General features: G+C 54.1%; 15 protein-coding genes. 12 read left to right on the forward strand and 3 right to left on the reverse strand.

The window, feature by feature from the left end:
* Position 1: 1 nt before the first annotated feature.
* The 11 genes from C6366_RS06745 (at position 2) to C6366_RS19540 (ending at position 22,511) form a co-directional block, all read left to right on the forward strand.
* Positions 2–1,585 carry a Tn7-like element transposition protein TnsE gene (locus tag C6366_RS06745; protein ID WP_107736575.1) on the forward strand — a complete coding sequence of 528 codons (1,584 nt, stop codon included), beginning with the start codon at positions 2–4 and terminating at the stop codon, positions 1,583–1,585.
* A 227-nt stretch (positions 1,586–1,812) separates the two neighbouring features.
* Positions 1,813–2,328 (forward strand): BREX-3 system P-loop-containing protein BrxF, encoded by a 516-nt coding sequence (gene brxF / locus C6366_RS06750; RefSeq protein WP_107736624.1) that lies wholly within the window; start codon positions 1,813–1,815, stop codon positions 2,326–2,328.
* A complete protein-coding gene (locus C6366_RS06755) occupies positions 2,325–6,059 on the forward strand; it encodes a DUF6079 family protein (RefSeq protein ID WP_107736576.1) in 3,735 nt (1,244 codons plus the stop codon). Before brxF ends, C6366_RS06755 begins: the two co-directional genes overlap by 4 nt.
* 91 nt (positions 6,060–6,150) lie before the next feature.
* Positions 6,151–8,967 carry a DNA methyltransferase gene (locus C6366_RS06760; RefSeq protein WP_107736577.1) on the forward strand — a complete coding sequence of 939 codons (2,817 nt, stop codon included), beginning with the start codon at positions 6,151–6,153 and terminating at the stop codon, positions 8,965–8,967.
* Positions 8,967–11,615, forward strand: a complete 2,649-nt coding sequence (locus C6366_RS06765; RefSeq protein ID WP_107736578.1) for a TrlF family AAA-like ATPase — start codon at positions 8,967–8,969, stop codon at positions 11,613–11,615. Before C6366_RS06760 ends, C6366_RS06765 begins: the two co-directional genes overlap by 1 nt.
* Positions 11,588–12,745 (forward strand): RNA-binding domain-containing protein, encoded by a 1,158-nt coding sequence (locus C6366_RS06770; RefSeq protein WP_107736625.1) that lies wholly within the window; start codon positions 11,588–11,590, stop codon positions 12,743–12,745. The genes C6366_RS06765 and C6366_RS06770 overlap by 28 nt, the downstream gene beginning before the upstream one ends.
* Entirely contained in the window at positions 12,738–15,629 is a 2,892-nt protein-coding gene (locus C6366_RS06775) for a DEAD/DEAH box helicase (RefSeq protein ID WP_107736579.1), read from the forward strand. Before C6366_RS06770 ends, C6366_RS06775 begins: the two co-directional genes overlap by 8 nt.
* Before the next feature lie 29 nt (positions 15,630–15,658).
* A complete protein-coding gene (gene dsr1, locus C6366_RS06780) occupies positions 15,659–19,405 on the forward strand; it encodes an anti-phage defense-associated sirtuin Dsr1 (protein WP_199221450.1) in 3,747 nt (1,248 codons plus the stop codon).
* Positions 19,406–19,413: 8 nt separating this feature from the next.
* Positions 19,414–21,432 carry a BREX-3 system phosphatase PglZ gene (gene pglZ / locus C6366_RS06785; RefSeq protein ID WP_233248419.1) on the forward strand — a complete coding sequence of 673 codons (2,019 nt, stop codon included), beginning with the start codon at positions 19,414–19,416 and terminating at the stop codon, positions 21,430–21,432.
* Positions 21,432–22,184 carry a hypothetical protein gene (locus tag C6366_RS06790; RefSeq protein ID WP_107736582.1) on the forward strand — a complete coding sequence of 251 codons (753 nt, stop codon included), beginning with the start codon at positions 21,432–21,434 and terminating at the stop codon, positions 22,182–22,184. The genes pglZ and C6366_RS06790 overlap by 1 nt, the downstream gene beginning before the upstream one ends.
* Before the next feature lie 60 nt (positions 22,185–22,244).
* Complete coding sequence (locus C6366_RS19540; RefSeq protein WP_158269679.1) at positions 22,245–22,511, forward strand: hypothetical protein; 267 nt, start codon at positions 22,245–22,247, stop codon at positions 22,509–22,511.
* A 672-nt stretch (positions 22,512–23,183) separates the two neighbouring features.
* Here C6366_RS19540 and C6366_RS06800 read toward each other — a convergent pair.
* Genes C6366_RS06800 through C6366_RS06810 form a run of 3 tightly spaced genes read right to left on the reverse strand, consistent with a single transcriptional unit; the run spans position 23,184 to position 25,759 of the window.
* On the reverse strand, positions 23,184–24,005 hold the full coding sequence (locus tag C6366_RS06800) for a metal ABC transporter permease (RefSeq protein WP_107736584.1): 822 nt from the start codon (positions 24,003–24,005) through the stop codon (positions 23,184–23,186).
* On the reverse strand, positions 24,002–24,766 hold the full coding sequence (locus tag C6366_RS06805; RefSeq protein WP_107736585.1) for a metal ABC transporter ATP-binding protein: 765 nt from the start codon (positions 24,764–24,766) through the stop codon (positions 24,002–24,004). Before C6366_RS06805 ends, C6366_RS06800 begins: the two co-directional genes overlap by 4 nt.
* A gap of 12 nt (positions 24,767–24,778) precedes the next feature.
* Positions 24,779–25,759 (reverse strand): metal ABC transporter solute-binding protein, Zn/Mn family, encoded by a 981-nt coding sequence (locus C6366_RS06810; protein ID WP_304481806.1) that lies wholly within the window; start codon positions 25,757–25,759, stop codon positions 24,779–24,781.
* 220 nt (positions 25,760–25,979) lie between these two features.
* On the opposite strand from C6366_RS06810, the gene C6366_RS06815 reads away from it, so the two are divergent.
* Positions 25,980–26,399 carry a Fur family transcriptional regulator gene (locus C6366_RS06815; RefSeq protein WP_107736586.1) on the forward strand — a complete coding sequence of 140 codons (420 nt, stop codon included), beginning with the start codon at positions 25,980–25,982 and terminating at the stop codon, positions 26,397–26,399.
* Position 26,400: the final 1 nt, after the last annotated feature.

Here is a 26,400-nt window from a genome sequence, read left to right on the forward strand (position 1 = left end):
CATGTATATCAAAGATATAGAAAGTAATAGCAGAATAATCAGTATTGGATCATTATTTTGTTACAAAGGCAGATCAGAATGGTATATTAATATAAATCTAGAACCCGTCCAACAAAAAAAATATCTTAAAATTTCACAGATTCCGGTGCTTGCGAGACATAGGACATTAAATCCTTTGAATATATCTCTAGAAGGTAACAGAAGGATAATTAACATAAACAACTCTTTCACATGGAAATCAGAAACAATAAAATATTGCCATATAAAAAACATTAAAATTAATGAAGTCTTGAACCAATGGTGCTTCGTATTTGATCATGATGAAGTAAGGTACTACTCGCCACAAATAGAGCTCGCGAGGGTTCTGTTTTACCATCATGCAAATTTTGTTAGATTATCGCTTATTCCTGGAGGTCTCGCTCAGGATTTCGGAGTTGAGTGTATAAATCATAAAGAAGTAAAAGTGAATATTTTGCAAAGCTGTACACTTCCATCTTTTGTAAGAAAAGATCATGCACTTAGACGTGTCTTGGCTTGGATATTACTTGATAGTGATGCACGAAAATCGTTCGAAAGTATTGCTCGCTATCAACTCCAGGGTGGTAACGACGCTGAAAGTTATCGCACCTGGTGTTTTCGATTTGATCCTCCAAAGCTCGAAAAGGTTAAGCTGAAGATTAATGGACATTATGATAAGAAATCGAAGGCTTTTTTTGTCTACGAGATTCACGAAATTGCTAATCTCTCATGCGACTGCCCCGAATTGGTTGTTTTCCATGATCCCCTTTTCACTGAAAAGGAACCCGGACAAAGGCATGCGGTGCGACCAAATTCATCTTCCAATCCTCAAGTAGTCGTCGACGATGATCAAGAGCCTAATTCTGATAAATCAGAAATGCGAATTGATATTCCAAAGGTAACATTTGAATTTGCAAATCCTTTCCGCACAACTCTCAGCGACAAGAAGTACGGTCAATTTGCAGCAGGTCAGGCAAAAGATTCAAAAAAGTCAATAAATGAAACAGTTCTAGAAGTTAGTACTGATGAATCAAATATACTGGGAACTCTGCAATCCGCTGATTATGATGGGCTTGAGGACAATAGCAATGATGCTCACCTTTATGCTCCTAAATTTAATGCCTTTAAGCAAATGGTCGACCAGCTAGTAAATAAACAAAAATACATACATATACGACGAGTAATTCGAAAGCTTCCTAATATAAAAGGTTTTTCTAAGCATTTGCTCACAGATGGCAATCCACGTTGCTTAGACTTTCATCTTATCAACCATGAAGGGTTATTCTTCGCTTTAATTGAAGTTGATACTTCGGATAACATTAACCGATTATCAACACTGTTACTGAAACAACAGATCTCAACGTTTGACTGGGATCGACAGTTAAAACACCTTGAAATCCAACTATTGAAGTGCTCGCTTAATTGGCCCACATCATTTCTCAAAACGACTTTTGGCAGTGATTTCAAACGCATTCCTCATCCCAAGACAGCCTCAACAAATAAGTCCTTGTTGGAACAGGAATCTATTCATCATTGGGCAGAGCGCGTTCATTCGAAAATTCATTAATAGAACTCTTCGTGGATTTTTAGCCGGTCCACCATTTATAAAACTTTTTGCTAATTCATCGGTTTTTTTTTTATGCCAAACCGCTGTTTTGTCGAACAACGGGTAATCTCCGCTCAGCGTCGACTGTCGCTGGGTGTTCAAATATGGGGACTTGGACTAATACGGCCGCACCGTAAGTGTGGCAGGTAGATCCGATAAGCCTGATACCAAGAGAGGAAATGATCTCCATGGCCGAATCGATTCACGACAAAATAAAACAATACATACAGGCAGCCGAAGGATTGTATCACCGCTTGGTACTGCTGGCAGGTGTGACCGGTTCCGGCAAGACCGGCGTTCTTCGGGATATTGCCGAGGAGTTCGGATCATCCGTCGTCAACGTCAATCTGGCGCTTTCAGGCGAACTGCTTGAGCTGACGGCAAAGCAACGGTCGCTTCGGCTGCCGGGCATCCTCGACCAGATCGCGGACCAGGCTCAGGCACCCGTGATGCTGGATAATCTCGAAATCCTTTTCCACAAGGATCTCCAGCAGGACCCCTTGCGCCTGCTGCAGTCCATTTCGAGAAACCGGGCCGTGGTGGCTTCGTGGAACGGAAGATTGATTTCCGGGAGGCTTTTGTACGCCGAAACCGGCCATCCCGAGTACCGCAGCTATGACTCGGTCGATGCGCTGATTGTGTGCATGGATGGCACGGCCACGGTTGATTCGGCAAAAAACAATAGAGAGGCACGACAAACATGAAATACGGAGATCTTATCCAATTCGACCCGATTGAGTCGGTCGTTCAGTTGCGTGATGCGGACAAATCGAGCGCCGCGCACACCCTCGTGAACACCTATGTCATTTCCGAGGAAATGGCCGAACGGCTCACCCAGCTTGTCATTCCACAGATGCAGTTCGACCAGCCGGTGGACAACAAGGGCTTGCTGGTCGTCGGTAACTACGGAACCGGTAAATCGCACTTGATGTCGGTGGTTTCCAGTCTTGCCGAGGACGTATCCCTGCTGGACGGGCTGAACCACGCCGGTGCCCGCGATGCAGCCGCTCAGATCGCCGGACGTTTCAAGGTCATCCGTACCGAGATCGGAGCCACCACCATGTCCCTGCGCGACATCATGGTGGCCGAACTGGAAGAGCATCTCGAAAAACTCGGCGTGGAGTACGTCTTTCCCGATGCAGGCACCATCACCAGCCACAAACGGGCCTTCGAAGACATGATGGCCAAGTTCGGCGAGGTGTTCCCCAAGCATGGCCTGCTACTGGTGGTCGACGAGCTGCTCGACTACCTGCGCACCCGCAAGGACCAGGAGCTGATCCTCGACCTCAACTTCCTCCGCGAGGTCGGCGAGGTCTGCAAGGATCTGCGCTTCCGCTTCATGGCCGGTGTCCAGGAAGCGATTTTCGACAGCCCTCGCTTCGCCTTTGTCGCCGACAGCATCCGCCGGGTAAAGGACCGCTTCGAGCAGATCCTTATTGCCCGTAGCGACGTGAAATTCGTGGTGGCCGAGCGTCTGCTCAAGAAGACCGTCGAACAGCAGGCCAAGATTCGCGACTATCTGATGCCTTTTGCCAAATACTATGGCGGACTCAACGAACGTATGGATGAATTCGTCCGGCTTTTCCCGGTGCATCCCGACTACATCGACACCTTCGAGAGGGTCACTGTGGTGGAGAAGCGCGAGGTGCTCAAGACCCTGTCCATGGGCATGAAGGGCATTCTCGGCAAGGATGTGCCGCAGGACGAACCCGGTCTGCTCGCCTTCGACAGCTACTGGAACACGCTCAAGCAGAACGCCTCGTTCCGCGCTATTCCCGAGATCAGGGCGGTCATTGATTGCAGTCAGGTGTTGGAATCCCGCATCGAGAACGCCATCACCCGCAAGCAATACAAGCCGATGGCGCTGCGCCTCATTCATGCGCTATCCGTTCACCGTCTCACCACCGGCGACATCTATGCGCCCATGGGCGCGTCCGCCGAGGAACTGCGCGACCGTCTCTGCCTGTTTGATCCGCTGATCGCCGAGCTGGGCAGCGACGAGCCCGATAAGGACCTGCAGACCCATGTGGAAACGGTCCTGCGTGAAATTCATAAAACTGTCAGCGGCCAGTTCATCTCCTTCAATGCTGACAACCGCCAGTTCTATCTCGACCTGAAGAAGACTGACGACTTCGACGCCCTGATCGATAAACGGGCCGAAAGCCTTGGGCACACTCAGCTCGATCGCTTCTACTACGAGGCACTCAAGCGGGTCATGGAGTGCCAGGATACTCCTACGCACGTTACAGGTTATCGAATCTGGCAGCATGAACTGGTCTGGCAGGAACACAAGGCAGCCCGTTCCGGCTACCTCTTTTTTGGCGCTCCCAACGAGCGCTCCACCGCTGTGCCGCAGCGGGACTTCTACCTGTATTTCATCCAGCCCAACGATCCGCCACGCTTCAAGGATGACAAGGTCAACGACGAGGTCTTTTTCCGCCTGAAAGGCACCGACGAGGAATTCCAGACCGCGCTGAAGAGCTATGCGGCAGCCCTCGACCTTGCCGCCACCTCATCGGGTCACGCCAAGGCCACCTATGAATCGAAGGCCAACGGTTTCCTGAAGAAGCTGGTCCAGTGGCTGCAAAAGCACATGAGCGATGCCTTCGAGGTCACCTATCAGGGCCGCGCCAAGTCGATGACCGAATGGGCCAAGGGCAAATCGATCCGCGACCTGTCCGGCCTCTCGCCTCACGAGACCATCAACTTCCGCGACCTGGTCAACACCATCGCCGGGGTCTGTCTGGCTCCGAACTTCGAGAACCAGGCCCCGGACTATCCGTTCTTCTCGGTCCTAATCACCGGCAACAACCGCGCCCAGGCCGCGCAGGACGCCCTGCGGGCCATCGCCGGGCAGAACCGCACCAAGCAGGCTACCGCCGTGCTGGACGCCCTGGAGTTGCTCGACGGCGAGAAGATCGACCCCTACAAATCGAAGTACACCAGGTTCATCCTCGATGCCGTCAAGGCCAAGGGCCACGGCCAGGTGGTCAACCGCAGCGAGATCATCCAGGACGACCACGGGCTTGAGTACATGAACCCGGGTGGTTCGCGTCTGGAGCCGGAATGGGTGGTGGTCATCCTGACGTCACTGGTCTACTCCGGCGACATCGTGCTCGCCATTCCGGGCAAGAAGTTCGATGCCACCGGGTTGCCGCAACTGGCCGCGACCGGCATGGACGAGCTGGTCCGCTTCAAGCACCTGGAGCAGCCCAAGGAATGGAACCTGCCCGCGCTCAAAGCCCTGTTCGAACTGCTCGGCATGACGCCGGGTATGGCTCAGCTCGTCACCCAGGGCAAGGACGAGCCGGTGCAGAACCTGCAGCAGGCGGTGGGCAAGATCGTCAAGCGCATCGTCATGACCCAGCAGACCCTGCGCGAGGGGATCACCTTCTGGGGACTGGACCTGCTTGCGGGCACCGATCTGGCCAGCCAGGCCAATGGACTGAACGATGCCAAGGGTTTCTTTGAATCGCTGCAGGCCTACACCTCGCCGGGCAAGCTGAAAAACTTCCGCTACAGCGCTCCCGAAGTGCTGGCCCACGAAAAGGCCGTGAAGGCGCTGGATGAACTGGACGCCCTGCGCGAGTTCATCATGGATCACAGCCCGACGGCATCCTGGCTCTCCACCGCCGAGGCGGTGCTGCCCGCCGAGCATGACTGGGTGGATCGCATGAAGACCACCCGGCAGGACGTGTTGGATGCCCTCAAGCAGGCCGACCTGACCGAGCTGGCCAGCCAGTCCCAGTCCATCGGGGCCAAGCTGCAAAAGCTGAAGAAGGATTACACCGTCGCCTACATTGGCCTTCACACCAAGGCCCGGCTGGGAGTAAACGACGACAAGCGTAAGGCGGGCCTGCTCAACGACCAGCGCCTGCAAACCCTGCTCAAACTGGCCGGTATCGACCTGATGCCCCGGCAGCAGCTTACCGATTACCAGAACCGCCTGGCCGGGCTGAAGAGCTGCTTTGCCCTGACCGAGCAAAACCTCGACGCCTCGCCCATCTGCCCCCATTGCGGATTCCGGCCATCGGTGGAAACCAGTGCGGCGGCAGGCTCGCAGATGATCGACCAGATGGACGCCCAGCTCGACGCCATGGTGGCTGCCTGGACCTCCACCATTCTCAGCAACCTGGAGGACCCGATCACCCAGGCCAACATGGATCTGTTGAAGATCGATGACCGCGAGCCCCTGGAAGCCTTCAACAAATCGAAGGAACTACCGGTGCCGCTGGACAGCAACTTTGTCCACGCCCTGAAGGAAGTGCTCTCCGGTCTGGTCAAGGTCACCGTCAAGGCGCAGGAGCTGCAACAGGCCCTGCAGGTCACCGACGGCCCGGCCACCCCGGCGGAGATGAAGAAACGCTTTGAGGAGTACATCGATCAGCTCACCAAGGGTAAGGACCCGGCCAAGGTGCGGATCGTCATGGAATAGGAGTGACTAAGCGAGTGACCAACTCCGCCGAGCCTGGTCACCCGTGAAGTGACCAAGCTGAGAAACAAGACACCAGCCAAGGATTATGAAGATGAAAGTAAACAGTTTGTTCGATTCGCTGCTAGAAGAGCCGCAGAAGCCCTCCGGCCCGGTGACGTGTCTCGGCATGACCTTTGAGAACGACGAGGCCCGCCGCGCCCACTTTACCGAGGAACTGCGCAAGAAGCTGCAGGACCCGGAGTTCCGCAAGATCGAAGGCTTTCCCATCGGCAGCGACGAGGACATCCTGAATCTAAGTGATCCGCCGTATTACACCGCCTGCCCGAACCCGTGGATTGCTGACTTCATTGCCGAGTGGGAGGCGCAGAAGCCGGAACAGCCTGAAGGCTACCACTATCACCGTGAACCATTTGCGGCCGACGTGAGCGAGGGGAAAAACGACCCAATTTACAACGCGCACTCCTACCACACCAAGGTGCCGCACAAGGCCATCATGCGCTACATCCTCCATTACACGCAGCCGGGAGATATCGTGTTCGACGGGTTCTGTGGGACCGGCATGACCGGTGTAGCGGCGCAGATGTGTGGTGACCGCGAAGTGGTCATGTCTCTTGGCTACCAGGTTAAGCCGGACGAGACCATTTTGCAGGAAGAGATCGATGAAGATGGCAAAAAGGTTTGGCGGCCGTTTTCAAAACTGGGCTCTCGTAGGGCTGTGCTGAACGACCTTTCGCCAGCGGCCACATTTATCGCCTACAACTACAATACGCCAGTCGATGTAGCAACATTTGATAAAGAGGTCAAACGCATTCTCAAGGAAGTCGAAAAAGAATGCGGCTGGATGTATGAGACCAAGCACTCGGATAATCGTATAGGAAATGTCAATTATACCATTTGGTCTGATGTGTTCTTGTGCGGTGAATGTTCGCAAGAGATTGTCCTTTGGGATGCTGCTGTTGACAAGGATTCTGGCGAGGTTTCATCAGAGTTTTTGTGTCCAGGATGCGGAGCTAGTTGGACCAAGAGGACAGCCGAACGAGCTTTCACAACGACTTTTGATCAATCATTGAATGAAACTATAAAGCAAGCCAAAAAGATTCCAGTCCTTATTAATTATTCGGTGTCAGGGAAAAGCTACACCAAGACTCCCGATGAATACGACTTCGGGCTTCTTAATAAAATTGATAGTAGTAATATCCCGACTTGGTTCCCTGTTGACCGATTGATGGATGGGAAGGAGACCCGTAGAAACGATCCTATTGGAATAACGCATTCCCATCATTTTTATACTAAGAGAAATTTATGGGTGTTTAGCTCATTTCTCTCCAAAACTATGGGCTCATTTTGGAAGAATCATTTCTGGGGCGCAGCCAAAGACTGCCAGTCTTATGCAACCAGAATGATCAAAATCAATATTAAGCGGCTATTATTCGGCGGCGGGCAGTTTATGGGATTCGTAGGTGGCACTCTATACGTGCCTAGCCTTCACGGAGAACAAAGCACGCTTAAATCAATAGCGACAAAAACAAAAAAGGTTTCTTCTAATTACAGGAACCGAATGGACCAGTCTGGTGTAATGATAGGCTCGAGTTCGCTGAGTTCATCTGATACCCAACCAGAAGAATCAATCGATTACATTTTTCTCGATCCTCCATTTGGCTCAAACATCAATTACTCTGAACTGAATTTTCTATGGGAGTCCTGGCTTAAGATCTGGACAAATATTGAGCCAGAAGCCATTGAGAACGATGCTCATAGCAAAACGCTCGATGATTATCGCCATTTGATGACGAAATGCTTTCGAGAGGCTTATCGTGTCCTGAAGCCTGGCCGTTGGATGACGATAGAGTTTTCAAATACAAACGCAGCGGTTTGGAACAGCATCCAGACTTCGCTTACCGAGGCCGGATTCATTGTTGCCAACGTATCCGCTCTTGACAAGAAGCAGGGAAGTTTCAAAGCCTACACTACCCCTACGGCAGTCAAACAAGACCTCGTCATCTCGGCATACAAGCCCAATGGCGGTTTTGAAGAGCGTTTCCAAAAGGAAGCGCAAACTGAAGAAGGCGTGTGGGATTTTGTCCGAACCCACCTAAAGTATCTGCCAGTCACCAAGCGCCAAGGCGCGTTGATGCTTTTTGTTCCTGAACGTGATCCGCGCATCCTGTTCGACCAGATGATCGCATTCTATGTCCGCAAGGGTTACCCCGTGCCGATCTCTAGCCAGGAATTTCAGATCGGGCTGGCACAACGTTTCATAGAGCGCGACGGCATGTACTTCCTACCGGACCAGGTGGCCGAATACGACCGCAAGATAATGACCTCCGGTGCCCCACAGCAGCTTTCGATGTTCGTCTCCGACGAGGCCTCGTCGATCCAGTGGCTCCGCCAGCTCATCAGAGAAAAACCGCAGACGTTCTCCGGCATCAATCCGCAGTTCATGCAGCAGCTCGGCGGCTGGAGCAAAAACGAGGCACAGCTCGACCTGCGCGAACTGCTGAACCAGAACTTCCTCTGCTACGACGGCAAAGGCCCGGTGCCCGAGCAGATCCACGCCTACCTCTCCACCAACTGGAAAGAGCTGCGTAACCTGCCCAAGGATAATCCGACCCTGGTCGCCAAGGCACGCGACCGCTGGTACGTGCCTGATCCCAACAAGGCGGGCGACCTGGAGAAGCTGCGCGAGAAGGCACTACTCAAGGAGTTCGAGGAATACAAAGAGGTCAAAAAGAAACTCAAGGTCTTCCGCCTGGAGGCTGTCCGCGCCGGATTCAAGAAAGCCTGGCAGGAGCGCGACTACGCCGTCATCGTCGCCGTGGCCTACAAGATTCCCAACAACGTTCTTGAAGAAGACCCCAAGCTGCTCATGTGGTACGACCAGGCAGTAACCAGAATGGGAGGCGAATAATGGCAGCATGTAATGAAAAATTTCCTCAGGGTAGCCGTTGGGTGCGTGCCGATTTTCATCTTCACACTGCGGCCGACAAGGAATTCTCCTTTGCGGGGAACCCCGACTTTTATTGCTCGGATTACATCCATGCGTTGAAGGATGCCGCCATTGAAGTCGGTCTGATTGCAAATCACAACAAGTTCGACTTTGATGAATTCAAGGCGTTACGAAAGTCCGCTCGAAAACAAGGCATTTTTCTTTTGCCTGGTGTCGAACTGTCCGTTAATGACGGAAGTAACGGCATTCACACTCTCGTCGTTTTCGGTGAAGAATGGTTGGCGAATGGGAAAAATTATATCAATCAATTTCTCAACGTTGCGTTCGAGGGGAAAATACCAGATCAATACGAAAATGAAAATGGTAGAAGTTCATTGGGCTTGCTAGAGACCATCAAAAAACTCGAAGGATATAACAAAGATTTTTTCCTGGTGTTTGCGCATGTCGAAGATAAAAGCGGATTATGGAACGAATTGGACGGAGGCCGCCTGCAGGAATTAGGGAAATCAGATCTCTTTTGCCGGAGAGCCTTGGCATTTCAAAAAGTTCGAACCCATGTTATGCCAGACCGTAAATGCCGTGTAAAAGTTCAAGATTGGCTCTGTGAGACTTATCCTGCGGAAGTGGAAGGATCAGACCCCAAGTCAATTGATCAAATTGGAAAAGGGGAGAAGTGCTACCTGAAAATAGGCGATTTTACATTTGAGGCAGTCAAGTACGCACTTCTGGATCATAACCACCGCCTTGCATGCCAACCACTAATTTATAAACATTCACACATTCAAAGTGTCTCCTTTGATGGAGGCGTACTTGATGGAAAGACTATCAACCTTTCTCCTGAGTTAAATACACTCATTGGTATTCGGGGTAGTGGAAAATCTTCCATTGTGGAAGCGATCCGCTATGCCCTGGATATTCCGTTTGGCGAAAAAGCACTGGATACCGATTATAAGACCCGCCTCGTTGAACACGCCTTGGGAAGCGGAGGAAAAATTACGCTCAAGGCATTTGATCAGCGAGGGCAGCAATACGAAATCAGGCGTATCAGCCGGGAAAAGCCAGATGTTTATGTTAAGGGCATTCTCCAACCGGGCATATCAATTCGGGAAACTGTTTTGCATAAACCCATTTATTTTGGACAGAAAGATCTCTCTTCGACAGGGGAAGGCTTTGAAAAAGATTTAGTAGAAAAACTGGTTGGCGAAAAGCTGGCTGGCATTCGTGCTCGCCTTTCTGACCAGAGCCAAAAGGTTACGGAGATTGTCAGTCGATTAAAGAAGCTTTCCAATGTTGAAGAGAAAAAGGCAGAATACAAAAGTAAAAAGCAGGACGCTGAATTCAGGCTTGAATTCTACAAAAAATACGGAGTTGAGGAGAGGCTTCAAAAGCAGGTAGATTTTGATGCGGATTCGAGGAAATGCACTCAAGTGCTTACTTTCGTTCAAGGCTATCTGCGCGATCTGGAATCATTCATCAATCAATATGAGGATGATTTAAACAACCAGCGAATTTATACTTCAAAACAGAACAAAGATTTTTTTGATACCTTTTTTGCAGACTACGATCAGCTCATTGACTCTTTTAATCGCACTAAGGATGCCCTTGCTTCTGGAAATCAAGTGCTAGCCGCACTTCGGACGAAATCAGAGGAATTCAGTAAGCTCAAGGAAGGGCTTAAGGAGGAATTTGCAGAAATCGAAAGAAAGCTGGCCGAACAATTGAAAGAGGCTGGAGTACAGGCCATTCGTCCGGAAGAATTCCGAAACCTTAGGAAGACGGTGGATCAGGCCACGCAAATGCTGCAGGCTTTAGAAAAAGAAGAGGCAGTTCGCGGAAGTTTAAGAGGAGATTTTTTAAAGGATCTAGCTGCATTAAATGATCTTTGGCACGAAGAGTTTAAGACTATAAAGGGCGAATTGGATAAGGTCAACGAAGGTCATTCATCTCTGGCGATCGCTGCTGAGTTCAAAGGTGACAAAGTAGCCTTTATTAATTTTATGAAGGAAATTTTTCGTGGCAGCCGAATCCGGGAATCTACATTTCAGAATCTTTCCGATAGCTATGCCGACTTTGGAGCCATGTATAAGGATTGGAACTCTGTCAAAAGGGAGGTTGGAAACTCGGCAGATGTTTTTGGGCAATACTTCAGTAATAATCTTGAAGCGCTTCTGACTTTTCAAGTCCCCAATCGTTTCACTATCAAATATAGGGGCAAAGAACTGAAACACCATTCCTTGGGCCAGCGGGCATCTGCGTTGATCCTCTTTGTGCTAAGTCAACAGGAAAATGACGTTTTCCTTATTGATCAGCCAGAAGATGATTTGGATAATCAGACAATTTATGAAGATGTTATCAAGCTAATTCAAAGTTTAAAGCCGAAAACCCAGTTTGTCTTCGCTACTCATAACGCCAATTTTCCTGTGCTTGGTGATGCAGAGCAAGTTATCGCTTGCTCATATTCCGATGATAAAATCCATGCTGTAAGTGGAAGCATCGACTGTCCAAAACTTCAACAGGAAATTGTTGACATTATGGAGGGCGGTGAAGAGGCATTCAGGCAGCGCAAAAGGAGATATGAAATATGGAAACCGCTGAGCTCCTTGAAATAATAAGTCGTGACGAGGACAGCAAGCATCAGTTTAAGGCCAACATTACGAATGAAACGTCTTTGGCACAGGAGATGGTTGCCTTCAGTAACTCCGGAGGTGGTTCAATTTTCATCGGTGTGAGCAATGATGGCACATTCTCTGGATTGGAACGGAGCGACATGGGGCGACTTAACCAGTTGGTCTCAAATGCGGCATCGCAGCAAGTTAGGCCACCGATAAATCCATTGACGGAAAACATCCCTACTCCCAGCGGGCTTGTTATGCATGTGATTGTTCCGGATGGCATCAGCAAGCCCTATATGGATAAAAATGGAGTGATCTGGGTAAAGAGCGGGTCTGACAAGCGTAAAGCAACGTCTCGGGAGGAAATTCAGCGGCTATATCAGAGTGCCAGCTTAATTCATGGTGATGAGATCCCTGTTGCGGGGCTGACAGTTGCCGACCTTGATGTTGATTACTTCAGGGAGTTTTTCGAAAGAAATTTTAGAGAATCGCTCGAACAGCAGGAGCTGGCATTGCCGGAACTTCTCCACAATATGAATTTGATGAAAGACAGTTCTCTAAATATCGCCGGCGCACTGCTATTTGCAAAAAATCCAAGCTTCAAGTTGCCGGCATTTATCGTTAAAGCTATTGCTTTCCGGGGCAATGAAATCCATGAGACGGAATATATGGATAGCCGAGATATTTCAGGAAAGTTGCCCGATATATTTCGACAAAGCATGAGTTTTGTGCTTGCCAACATTCATCATGTCCAAGGCGATCAAGATGTGAACGCTCCAGGTCAGCCCGAAATCCCGCCAATCGCGCTTGAAGAACTCATCGCCAATGCTCTCATTCACCGGGATTATTTTGTAACCGCACCTGTAAGAATTTTTATTTTTGACAACCGAGTAGAGATAATTAGCCCTGGGCACCTGCCCAATAACTTAACGATTGAAAATATAACAAGTGGAAACTCGAATATTCGGAACCCCATCCTAGCTTCCTTTGCGACAAAAATTCTGCCTTACCGAGGCCTAGGAAGCGGCATCATCCGTGCTTTAAAGGCCTATCCTCATATTCATTTTGAAGATGATCGGGACGGGAATCTCTTCAAAGTGACTATTCAGCGAACAGCGAATGACTGACCACTGGCAATACAGCACCGTTCATAACAGTGCCTGCAAGGTCATCGAAGAACAGATCCTGTGGGGGCAGACGGTGTGCCGTGTCTGGTTGCCGAACCAGGACGCAGTGGTGCGCGTGCCCCGCTCCGCTTTGCGGCCGCTGAGTGCCGACCTGCAGCCGGAGATCGAGGCCGGACGCATTGCCTATGTGGCCGCCGCAGCCAAGGTGGCCGAGGTGCTCGAGGGCTCCACCAGCGCCATCGAGGGTCATGTATTGCTGGCTCCCATGGAGTCCAACGTCATTCCTCTACCGCACCAGATCCACGCCTTGTCCCGGGCCATCTCCGGCGACCGCGTGCGATACTTGCTGGCTGACGAGGTGGGTCTCGGCAAGACCATCGAGGCCGGCTTGGTCATGCGTGAACTCAAGTTACGCGGGCTGGTGCGTCGAACCTTGGTTGTCTCCCCCAAAGGTATCGCCACCCAGTGGATGGCGGAAATGCAGACACACTTTAGCGAACAGTTCCGGCTCGTGCTGGGCGACGATATCAGCACATTACAACGTCTTGCCCCAATGGCAAACCACCGAAGTTCAGCCTGGTCGATGTTTGATCAAGTCATCGTCTCCCTGGATTCGGTCAAACCCATGGACAGACGTCGCGGTTGGACGGCAGAACGAGTTGCCGAATACAACCGCAGCCGATTCGAGGATCTGATTACTGCCGGTTGGGACCTAGTGATTGTGGATGAAGCGCACCGGCTGGGTGGCAGCACCGACCAGGTTGCCCGCTACAAACTCGGCCAGGGATTGGCGGAAGCCGCGCCCTATTTGCTGCTGCTCTCGGCTACGCCTCACCAAGGCAAAACCGATGCCTTCCATCGCTTGATGAACCTGCTGGATGATGCCGCTTTTCCGGATATGGGCAGCGTCTCCCGCGAGCGGGTTGCCCCGTATGTCATCCGCACTGAAAAGCGCAAGGCCATCGATGCTGATGGGAAGCCGCTTTTTAAACCTCGACGCACGCTGATGGCTCCTGTGGTCTGGGAGAGCCGCCATCACCTGCAGCAGCTACTTTACGAAGCGGTTACCGACTACGTGCGCGAGGGCTACAACCAGGCCTTGCGCGAGAAGAAGCGCCACATCGGTTTTTTGATGATCCTGATGCAGCGCCTGGTGGTCTCCAGCACCCGGGCGATCCGCACCACTTTGGAACGTCGGCTTGGGGCGCTCAAGGATGGCGAGCAACAAGCCAGTATGCGACTGGCGGAGCTTGAAAACATCGCGGAGGAATCGGACAGTTTCGACGAACTGTACGACATGGACGGCCAGGAATTGCTCGAAGAATTGCTGAAGTCCCATGTGTCGGCCCTCCAGAACGAAAGGAGTCTGGTTGAGACCCTACTCGACGCGGCAGTCCGTTGTGAGCAGGCGGGGCCGGATGCCAAGGCTGAGGCGTTGATCGAACAGATCTACAAGTTGCAAGCCGAGGAAAACGAGCCGGATCTGAAGGTGCTGATTTTCACTGAGTTCGTGCCTACGCAGCAGATGCTCAAGGAGTTTCTTGAAGCGCGGGGCATCTCGGTCGTCACCCTGAACGGTTCCATGGGTATGGAGGAGCGGATGCAGGCCCAGGATGCCTTCCGCAAGTCGCACCGCGTGCTGGTTTCCACCGACGCAGGCGGCGAAGGCCTGAACCTGCAGTTCGCCCACGTTATCATCAACTACGACATCCCGTGGAACCCGATGCGGCTGGAACAGCGGATCGGACGCGTTGACCGAATCGGCCAGCCCAAAACGGTGCGGGCGATCAATTTTGTTTTTGAGGATTCGGTCGAGTTCCGGGTCCGCGAAGTGTTGGAGCAGAAGCTCTCCGTGATCTTCGAGGAGTTCGGCATCGATAAGACCGGCGACGTTCTCGACTCCGCCCAGGCCGGAGAATTGTTTGAGGATGTGTTCACCACGGCGATTCTCAATCCAGATGGTATCGAGACCTCCGTTGATCACACAGTAGCCCGTATTCGAGATGAGATTCAGCATGTGCGAGAGTCTTCGGCGATTTTCGGCATCTCTGAAGAACCGGATGTACAGGCCGCTGAGCGTCTACGCTCCCATCCGCTACCCCACTGGGTGGAGCGAATGACGGTTGGCTACCTCAACTCCCATGGCGGTGCTGTCACCCGCAAGCGTTCGTGGTGGGACCTGGGCTGGCCGGATGGCCAGCAGCATCGCAAATGCGTTTTTAGCGCCCGGGAAGCGGAGCGCCTGACTGATGCCACGCTGCTCAATCTTGAAAACAACCGGGTCCGTGGCCTTGCCCTGAATCTGCCACAGATGGCCGCCGGTCAGCCTTTGCCTTGCGTAAGCTTAAATGGACTGCCAGCCAACATCGCAGGTTTTTGGGGCCTGTTTGAAGTTCGCCTTCAGGCCGGGATGCACCAGAAGACGCAACTTCTGCGCATCCCCACTGTGCGGCGTGGCTATGTCAGCGTGTTTTTGAGCGAGGAAGGCAAACTGTTTCTGCCCACTGCCCGGCATATCTGGGATGCGCTGCAGACAGCGGAAGTTGAAATGCAAGACACCCTTGGACAGGATGAATCCATTACCGTCTATACGCGCTTGCAGGAAGCAGCAGAGCAGGCCGGGCAGGAGCTGTTCGACACATTGCAACAGGCTCACATTGATTCGGTGACACGGGAAGAGGAACGCGGCATGGTCGCCTTCACCTCCCGGCGCAAGGCTATCGAGCGAGTTGGGCTGCCTGAAGTACGCCAGTACCGTCTGGCCCGCTGTGATGCCGAGGAAGCTGAGTGGCGGCATGAACTGCTATCAGCGCGGCAGATCGTACCGGAAATCAGGTCGTTGCTGATGTTACGCGTCGTCAAGGCACCCCAATGCAGTTTATAACTAATGGCCCCGATATCCCTGATGCCCTCTTGCAGGCGCACGAAGATGGCCGTGTGGTTTTCTTCTGCGGTGCGGGCATTTCCTACCCTGCGCGCCTGCCGGGTTTCGCGGGTCTGATCGACAAGCTCTACACGGTATTGGCCGTCACACCCAACGCGGTGCAGCAGGCAGCGATCAAGGCCGGACAGTTCGATACCGCCATCGGCCTGCTGGAAGCGGATATCATCGGCGGCCGCAAAGAGGCGATTGTTCGCAAAGCGGTCGCAGACATCCTGAAGCCCGACCTCAACGCCCCGAACGCCTCGGCAACCCACGAGGCGCTGCTAATGTTGGGCAAGTGCCGTAACGGCCACACCCGCCTCATCACCACCAACTTCGATCGCCTGTTCGAGGAAGTGATCGCCGCGAAGTCGCTGCCCGTCGAGAGCTTCAAGGCCCCACTGTTGCCTGTACCGAAGAACCGTTGGAATGGCCTGGTGTATCTGCACGGCCTGCTCGGTGCGGCACCGACCGCGAGCGAGCTGGACCGGCTGGTCATCTCCAGCGGCGATTTCGGCCTAGCTTATCTCACCGAGCGTTGGGCGGCGCGTTTCGTCAGCGAGCTGTTCCGCAGCTGCACCGTCTGCTTCGTCGGTTACAGCATCAACGACCCGGTATTGCGCTACATGATGGATGCCCTGGCCGCCGACCGCCTGCTCGGCGAGTCGCCACCGGAGATGTTCGCGTTCGGCAGCTTTTCCAAGCGCAAGGAAGAGGAACGGGCCAACGAGTGGCGGGCCAAGAATGTCACGCCCATCCTCTACCGCGAGCACAACCGGCACGCCTATCTGCACAAGACACTGCGCGCATGGGCCGAGACCTACCGCGACGGCGTGCGCGGTAAAGAGCGCATCGTGGTCGAATGTGCCATAGCGCGACCGCTGGCGAGCACTAAACAGGACTACTTCATCCCCCGAATGCTGTGGGCGCTCAGCGATCCGGACGGCCTGCCCGCCAAGCGCTTTGCCGAGCTTGACCCCGTGCCGTCGCTGGACTGGTTGGCACCTTTGAGCGAGGACCGCTACGGCCACGCTGATCTGAATCGTTTCGGTGTTCCGCCGAAGACACCTGCCGATGACAAGCTCACCTTCAGCCTGACTCGCAGACCCTCGCAGTATCCACTCGCGCCGTCGATGTGTGTCGTTGATACTGGTGCGCGCGGCAGCCACTGGGACAAGGTGATGGGGCATTTGGCACATTGGATGATCCGCCACCTCGATGATCCGGCCCTGCTGCTGTGGCTTGTCAAGCGCGGCGGACAACTGCACGACGACCTGATCCGGTTGATAGAACACCGCCTCGACGAGTTGGCCCAGCTTGAACGCGAGGGCAACACCGCCAAATTGGCGCGTATTCGTGAAAACGCACCCAACGCGATCCCCGGTCCGCTGATGCGGACCCTGTGGCGACTGCTGCTGACCGGGCGCGTGAAATCGTGGCTGCGCGACTACAACCTTTATCGCTGGCGCGACCGCTTTAAACGTGATGGTCTCACCGCCACCTTGCGTCTGGAGCTGCGCGAGATGTTGACACCGCGCGTGTCTCTGCGCGAACCCTTCAGTTGGCCGGATGATGACCGGGAAAGCCCAGAGCCGTCGCAGATTAAAGATCTGGTGGAATGGGAGATCGTGCTTTCGACGGATCACGTCCATTCCAGAATGCGGGATCTGCCCAGGGATGAACGCTGGACCGCCGCATTGCCGGAGCTGCTATCCGATTTCAGCACGTTGTTGCGCGATGCACTCGATCTGATGCGTGAGCTCGGCAGTGCAGAAGCCCGGAGCGACCTATCCTATATACATCAACCCTCGATCAGTGGACACCCTCAGAACCGTGACTTCCACGACTGGACGGCCTTGATCGAACTGACCCGGGATGCGTGGCTGGCCACAGCGGCCCAATCCCCCGAGCGCGCGGAACTCATGGCGGAATCGTGGTCGCACACGCCCTATCCGCTGTTCCGGCGTCTCGCCCTCTTTGCCGCCGCACAGAGCAATGTAATACCCCTCCGGCGTGCACTCGATTGGCTGCTGGCGGCCGATCACTGGTGGCTGTGGTCGGTGGAAACCGAACGGGAAACCATGCGCCTGCTCGTGGCCCTGGCACCGCAACTCGATGAGGTGATGCTGCGGGCACTGGAACAGGCCGTGCTCGACGGCCCTCCCCATGATATGTTCAAGGATAACATCGAGCCCGAGCGCTGGACACGAATTGTTGACCGCACAATCTGGCTCCGGCTGGCAAAGATCGTCGAGGCTGGTGCGGTCTTGGGTATAGTTGCCAAGGACCGGCTGGACAGGCTCTCAGCTCAGTATCCTGAGTGGCAACTCGCGGTGGATCAGAGCGATGAGTTTCCTTACTGGATGGAGAGTGGCTGGGTCGGTGACAGGGACCCATGGCGGGATTTCGTATCAATACCTCGCAGCAGGCGCGGCCTATTGAACTACTTGATCGCAAACACGGTGTTGCCCGAGTCGAAACAAGACGACTGGCGAGAAAGGTGCAAGGATAGCTTTCAAAGCACGGCGTACGCCTTGTGTCATTTGGCAGGACAGAATGTTTGGCCGTATGATCGCTGGCGGGATGCGTTACAGGCGTGGTCAGAAGAGGAACTACAAAACCGCTCTTGGCGGTACATGGCCCAGGTCCTTGTAAATGCGCCCGATGAAATGCTGCAAACGCTCGCCCATGGTGTCAGCTGGTGGCTGCAGGCCATTGCAAAGACCTTCGAGGGACACGAAACGCACTTCTTCGGGTTAGCTCGCCGCATCCTGGCGCTGGATCATCAGGATGTCGTCGATACCGATGACCCCGTCGGGCGAGCCATCAACCATCCCGTGGGTCAGGTAACGGAGGCACTGCTGCGCTGGTGGTATCGACGCTCACTGGAGGATGGGCAATGTTTGCCCGCAGAGCTCAAGCCCACGTTCACTGAGCTTTGCGATACCGGGATCGACAAGTTTCGGCATGGCCGTGTTTTGCTGGCGGCGCATGTCATCACGTTGTTCCGCGTGGACCGGGATTGGGCGACGCACCACCTGTTGCCCCTTTTTGACTGGCAACGATCGGAAGCCGAAGCGCGCGCGGTGTGGGAAGGTTTCCTGTGGTCACCGCGCCTGTACTGTCCTCTGATGGAAATGCTTAAGCCGGCCTTCCTCGATACCGCGCGCCATTTTGCGGCATTGGGCAAGCACAACGGCCATTACGCATCGTTACTGACATTTGCTGCCCTCGACCCAGGTGACACCTTCACCACGGCTGAGCTGGCGGCCGCCACCCGCTCACTCCCGCCGGACGGTTTGCACGATGCAGCACAAGCATTGGTGAGAGCGCTTGAGGGCGCGGGCGATCAACGTGCCGACTACTGGACCAACCGGGTTGCCCCGTACCTTCACGCCATCTGGCCTAAAACGCGAGACAACATTTCACCCGACATCGCCGAAAGTCTTGGCCACCTGTGCATAGCGGCACAAGATGCGTTCCCCGAAGCATTGACGCTGCTCCGTGTCTGGCTGCAACCGATTGAACACCCGCACTATATCGTGCATCTTCTGGACGAATCTGGACTGTGCAGACAGTTCCCTGCGGAGGCATTGCTGCTGCTAGATGCAGTAATTGCCGAACAGCAGTGGGCGCTCATGGAGTTGGGTCAATGTTTGGATGAGATTGTGCAGACCGCGTCACATTTTGCGCAAGATGCCCGTTACTTGAAGCTCCGAGAGTATTTGCGCAGATGAGGATCACAATGACTCTTGGTGCAACTTCAAAAATGAGTAGCTGGCGGGATGCCATCCTGAACGACTTTGTCCCCAACGTCAGCAAACTGACCTTGGTCGCCGACCCGGACTGTCTGTTGTCCGAGGAGAAACTGTCGCTGGCGCTTCGCGGGCGAGGCTTCGACCTGATCGAGTTCAATGACCCGGTCGAATTCAGATACGCCTATGAGTCCAAATACCGCTCTATCTGGGACCAGGGCAAGCACACCGATCTGGTGGTGATCCTCAGGTTGCAGGATGCCGAACTTGAATCCTTGCCTTACGATCTGCTCCAGGCGGGCAGGAAGCTGTCGTTCAACCTGGGGGAGCTTTTCCCAACGCTCAGTTACCCGGTCATCGAGAAGCTTGACCGGAGCCTGCTGGACGCGCTTTTTGAAGCTCAGCGCAAGTCGTCACTGGATCGCATGGGCGACAACGCCACCAAGGATTTCATTCTCCGTCATGTGTTCGGCATCGCGGCGGAGTTGATTGCCAACGAGGTGGACCTGCTTCGCGCCTTGCTCCGTTTGCATTACGGCAAACTTCAGATTCCTCTGATGCTGGCCGAGCGGCTCATCCAGGTTATTAAAGGCCATGATGGACTCAAGTCCTGGCCGCTTTCTGAAATCGTTCCGGACGACGAGGCATTCTTCACCTTTTTGCAGGAACGCTGGCCGGTTTTTCTTTCCAGACTTGGCGGTGCCAATCAGGTCAGAGATGACTCGCCAGGTTTTGGCCTCAAGTATCCTGGTCCGGATCACCTGCCGTTCGACCATCAGGACATCAAGGTCTACATCGACAACCTTTTCCTGGAGGGGAAACTCACTCCTGTCGAGGCCAAAGGCATTGAAGTGGATGCTGGGTCCTGGGTTCGGAGCGGTATTGCCACGTCCGTCTTTGCCGATGACGGTCTGCGGATCTCTGGTTTGTTTGATCTTGTCGAAAAAGATCTGCCCACAGCGGAAGCGCGTTACTCAGACTGGACCGCCTTTGCATTAAAATGGGCGGAACTGTCCTCGCTGGTTCATTGCAGCATAAGCACCGAGTATCAGACCCGGCTCAGGGAAATCGGCGATGCCTTGAACACAACCTTTGCCGGCTGGCTGACTGGCCACTACTCGAGTCTGATCAACTTGCCGCCGACCACTCCGGCCATGCTGCACCATGTGCCGCGCCGCCTGGCTCGGGACATCGAGGATTCCACTGACAGCCGAGCTGCGCTGATTGTGATCGATGGACTTGCCTTGGATCAGTGGGTGACCATCCGCCAGCTTCTGCAAAAGCAGGATGCCAGCCTGGTCATGCGCGAATCCGCAACTTTTGCCTGGATTCCAACGCTGACATCGGTATCGCGGCAATCAATTTTTTCGGGCAAGCCGCCGCTCTTTTTCCCCTCATCCATCAACTCGACAAACAGCGAAGAGAAACTCTGGAAGCAGTTCTGGGAAGGCCATGGACTGTCCCGGCTGGATGTCGCTTACCAGCGAGGCCTTGGCGACGGCGATGCTGCGGGCGTCCTCGACATCGCAATCCACCATGGGAGGACCAAGGTGGTGGGGCTGGTCATAGACAAGGTAGACAAGATCATGCACGGGATGCAACTCGGCTCAGCCGGGATGCACAACCAGATCAAGCAATGGTGCCAAGGTGGTTTTCTGGCCGCCCTGGTCGGCCAACTGTTGGAATACGGCTATGAGGTATGGCTGACGGCTGATCACGGCAACATTCAATGTGACGGCAAAGGCCGCCCATCTGAGGGTGTGATTGCCGAAACTCGCGGCGAGCGGGTTCGCGTATATCCCACCCCGGAACTCCGCGCTCAGGTGGCAGGAGCCTTTCCTTTTGCCCACAAGTGGCAACCAGTCGGATTGCCACCAAACTATTTCCCCTTGGTGGTCAATGGCCACGACGCGTTTGTTAGTCCAGGAGATGTCATCGTAGGTCACGGCGGTGTAGCCATTGAAGAAGTCATCGTGCCCCTGGTGAAGTTTGAAAGGAGGACTCGGTGATGGGCAAAAGACACGAAGCCATTGGCATCAAGCAGGCGATCCGTTTCGAGTGGATGCAGAAAGTAGCCAATCTTTTGCTGGCTGGACTCGATGCAAAAACCATCCGCCAGGAGCTGCATGAGTTCCTCACGGACAGAAAAGGCAACGGCACTGAAGGTGAACGAAGCGATCAGACCCGGACATTTGTCGTCAACAACCTGATGAAGATCTGGGTCTCTCCTGACCCCGAACTAATTTCATTCCGGGATACCTCGCTGGCGTTTCTGCAGGCAAACCCGTCCATGGCCCTGGCGGTTCACTGGGGGCTGATCTCAGCGGTCTATCCGTTCTGGTTCTCTGTAGCCCGTCAGACCGGCCGCCTGTTGTCCTTGCAGGATCAGGTGACCCAGACGCAGATCATCAACCGCCTCAAGGAACAGTACGGCGACCGGCAAACCGTGAGTCGCTATGCGAGATTTGTCATCCGCTCCTTTGTCGCCTGGGGAGCCCTGAAGGATTCCGAGGCCAAAGGCTGCTATGAGAAAGCCGCCCTGGTGAGTATTGCCGAACCAAAACTGGCCATCCTGATGTTCGAGTCCGCACTCCTCGCCACCCCGGAGGGCAAGGGCGCATTGGGGCTGCTCCTGAACAACCCGGCATTCTTCCCATTCCAGCTCCCCGTGATGACCGGTGACTTTGTATCCCAACGCAGCGACCGGATCGATGTGGTTCGCTATGGTTTGGATGATGAATTGTTGAAATTGAAGGCATAGCGACACATGGCAAGGAATGAATTCAAGAAATCGGGGCAGAAAAGTTGAGGAGGGTTTCGTGTGAGCGCATCTGACAATCTTGAATCAATATTGGCTGCTCCATTTGGTGACGCTCTGGATGCTCTGGACGCGCTTATGGCCCAGCACTGGCACGACCGTCTGACCATGGCTCTTACCACTTTTTATATCCGATTCATCCTCGACAGCCCCTTCTTCAAGAGCGGCTTTTGGTCCAACGGTGGGACCAACGGTTGGACCAGGGGTGGGACCAGGGGTTGGACCAGGGGTAGGACCAACGGTGTGACCAGGGGTGGGACCACTTTTTAAGACTGCCACATCCTGGCAATTTTTTCATCAAGAACGGTATCTGGTACGACCGTCTGACCATCCTCAACGCTCAGAGATTTGACCCGCCCTATGCTCAGATAAATTGACCCACCTTCCTCCAATGCTCAAGAAGCAGACCCACCTCTCTGCCGAGGGTCTTACCAATTTTTGTAACCGATTCATCCTCGAACCACTTCTTCAATGGTGAGTTTTGGTGGGACGGTATCACCAGGGATCATACCACTTTTTGGCTGGTTCATCCCTGACGGCCTCTCCTTCAAGAGCTGGCTTTGGTGGGACGGCAGTTGCAAACAAGTTCGCACCGCGGTAGCAACAGAGGTAAAAGGTAAAACCGTTAGCCCGGGGCAGCACCGTGCAGCTGCGAATGAGTCCAGATTCCATCATAAACTGACTCATTTTTGCCTGGACAAAGGGGGCCACCTCAACTGCCACGCTGTTCTCGTCGGCTTTTGAGAGAGGGTCATGGCTAAGGCCTAACAATTGCCTCCTAAAGTTACCAACTTTATTTTACATAATTTTGGAAGCCTTATGGAGAAAGCAATCAATTAGTTACCAACTTTATTTTTTTTCAGAAATTTTACTGCCCGTATTTGCTTGCCTCCTGTCCGAAAAAGTTACCAACTTTATTTTGATTCGACATGAAGTTGTGGGTCAAGGAGTATGAGGTGCTCCTCGCATCTTTCCCCAAAGCCGGGACAGAAAGAATCCGCCAGCCGCCACCATGACGATGGCCGCACCAGCGGTCAGATTCAGGGAGTAGGCCAGAAGCAATCCGCTTACGCAGAACACGGCGCAGAGTAGCACGGACCAAGCCATCATGATTCCCAGTGAACGCGCAACCCTTTCCGCCATCACGGCTGGAATGGTCAACAGCGCGATGACCAGAATCAAGCCCACGGCCTGGATGACCGTTACCACGGTCAACGCGGCCAGAGCCAAAAGGCTGAAATACAGGCCGCGCACCGGGACGCCCATAACCCGTGCATGCTCCTCGTCGTATGACATGGCCAACAGGTCGTGATAGAAAAGCCTCACCCAGCCCAGCACCACCAGATTCAACGCGGCCATCAGCCATAGGCTTGTGCTGGGCACCAACAGAATGCTGCCAAACAGGTAGCTCATCAAGTCCACGTTGTACCCAGGGGTCATGTCCACCAGGATGATCCCCGCGGCCATGCCCACGGCCCAGATCACGCCAATGGTGGCGTCGCTGCGATGCTTGGCCCCCAAACTGATCCCGCCCATGACCAAGGAAGCCAGCAAAGCGAACAGCGCGGCGCCGAGATACGGCGACGCGCCCAGATAGATCGCCGCGCCCACCCCGCCATAGGAAGCGTGGGCGACTCCGCCGGACAGAAAGACAAGACGGTTGACCACAACCAAGGCCCCCATCACCCCGCAACAAACGCTGATCAGCAAACAGGCCGCCAAGGCGTTGCGCATGAATTCGTACTGGAGAAAATCCGGGATCATGAGCAGCGATGCTCCTTAAGCACTCGGTGGGGCACCGGCCCGTGGGTCACCAGTTCCACGGGGCAGTGGTAGACGGTTTCAAGCATTGTCTGGGTGAACTCGGCCCGGTCATGGTAAAAGAGCGTTTTGTTCACGCAGGCCACGGACGTGGCGTAGCTGGAAAGAATGGAGAGATCATGGCTGACCACGATGATGGTCATGGACGCGTTCAATTCCTTGAGCAAATCATAGAGGGCCGTCTGAAAGTCCCGGTCCACGCTGGCCGTGGGTTCGTCCAGAAAGAGCAGTTCCGGGTCGTTGGCCAGGGCTCTGGCGATAAAGACCCGTTGCCGTTGACCGCCGGAAAGCCGGCCGATGCGCCGATCGCGCAAACCCCACATGCCCACCCGCTCTAGGGCTAGGCGCGTCGCCTCCCGGTCCGCCGCGTCGAAACCGCGCCAAAAGGAGCGCTGAGGCAAGCGACCGAGCAACACCACGTCTTCAACCATAATGGGAAATTGGGTATGAATACTGGTGTGTTGCGGAACATACCCCACCTTGCGGGGCATCCTTCCAGGGGCCGCGCCGAGCACGGAGGCGACGCCTTTGCGTGGCTTCAGGATTCCCAGCAGGATCTTTAGCAGCGTGGTCTTCCCCCCCCCGTTGGGTCCCAGCACGGCCAGAAATTCCCCCTGGCGCACACGCAGCTCCACGTCTTCCAGGACGGGATGTCCATCATAGGCGAAGCACACACCCTGGGCGTGCACGACAGGAGGGGACATGGGACAACTCCGTTACTGCATCGCTTGCTTGAATGTTCTGGCCACGTCGCGCATGTTCTCCATCCAGTTTTCTGCCAACGGGTTGATTGCGATGGTCCGGCCATTGATGGCCGAGGCGATGGTTTCTGCGCCGCGGGTGGAAAACTGCGGGGAGACGAAAACAACGCGAATCCCATCTACCTTGGCCCGCTGAATCAGATGTTGCAAGTCCTGGGCCTTGGGTTCCTTGCCCTCCAGTTCCACCGGGATCTGCTCAAGCCCGTAATGCCGAGCAAAGTAGCCCCAGGCGGGATGAAAGACCATGAACGCCGTCCCTTGCTTTCCGGCCAAGGTTTGGCGGATGTCCGCATCCAGGGCGTCCAGGTCGGCCATGAATGCCTTGAAGTTGGCTTCATATACCGGTGCATGCACGCCGTCGAGGGCCGTCAAGGCCTCGAGGATGTGCCGTGCCTGGATGCGGACCAAATCCGGCGAAAGCCAGACGTGGGTGTCCAGTCCGCCGTGATGGTGGTGGTCATGCTCGTGGTCATGCTCGTGGTCATGCCCATGATCATGGTCGTGACTCTTTCCTTGAGCATGTTCGTGTCCGTGATCGTGATTCTTTCCATGATCGTGCCCATGGTCATGATGGTGGGGGATCATGGGGAGTTTCTCGATGCCCGCATCCGTGTGGACGATCCGCAGTTCAGGATGAAGTGCTGCTATCTTGGACAAAAGGTTTTTCTCGAATTCCACCCCCAAGGCAAAATATATCTTGGCCTGGGCCAAGGTCCGCATCTGGTCCGGTTTCGGCTCGTAGACATGCGGGCTGACGCCCGGCGGGACCATGACGGACACATTTACGAGTTGGTCGCCGATGCGCTCCACGAAGTACTTTTGCGGCGCGATGCTCACGAATACCTCAAACGGCTGTGCTCGGACGGATGCCGCGCTCAGCGTCATGAACAACACCACGAACAGAGCAATCCCAAGCCTCAAATCCCAATTTTGCATATTCATATCCTCCTGGTTACCTTACCCGATGCGGCACGCCTCTCGTCCTCAGCCTTTCGATGATATTGATTTTGCGGTATCATCACGGATGATGGCAAGCAAATGGCGTTGTTGAGAGTCAATTGATAACCTTCTTGGCAAATGGTAAGGGGAAAAGAGGAGAGAGGGTGGCCTCGAAAAAAAAACGCCCCGAGCGAAAGCGACCGCATAAAAGCCGGAAATGAAACGAAAAACACAACAACGACAAGCTATTCAATCGGTCCTTGGCAAGGCCATGGGACCGCTGACCATCCCCGAGATTCACCGGGAAGCCTTACGCTATTCGCCAGGCTTGGGAATCGCCACGGTCTATCGAACCGTTCGAGATATGTTGGAACAGTGCGCGATTTTACAAATCGGCATTCCAGGAGAAATCCCCAGATACGAGGACGCGCATCGCTCACACCATCATTTTTTCCAGTGCCGCGTTTGTTCCCGGGTCTTTGAAGTCCACGAATGTCCCACCGACCTTCATCGCTTGGTCCCGGAAGGGTTTGAGTTGGAGGATCACGAGGTGTTCCTGTTCGGTCGTTGCAAGGACTGTCGCGGGGTGCCTGCGGATATGCATCCCGCCAAACCGGCAGAAACGATCGACATGTGAT

Source organism: Desulfonatronum sp. SC1 (assembly GCF_003046795.1).
In the GTDB taxonomy this organism is placed as follows: domain Bacteria; phylum Desulfobacterota; class Desulfovibrionia; order Desulfovibrionales; family Desulfonatronaceae; genus Desulfonatronum.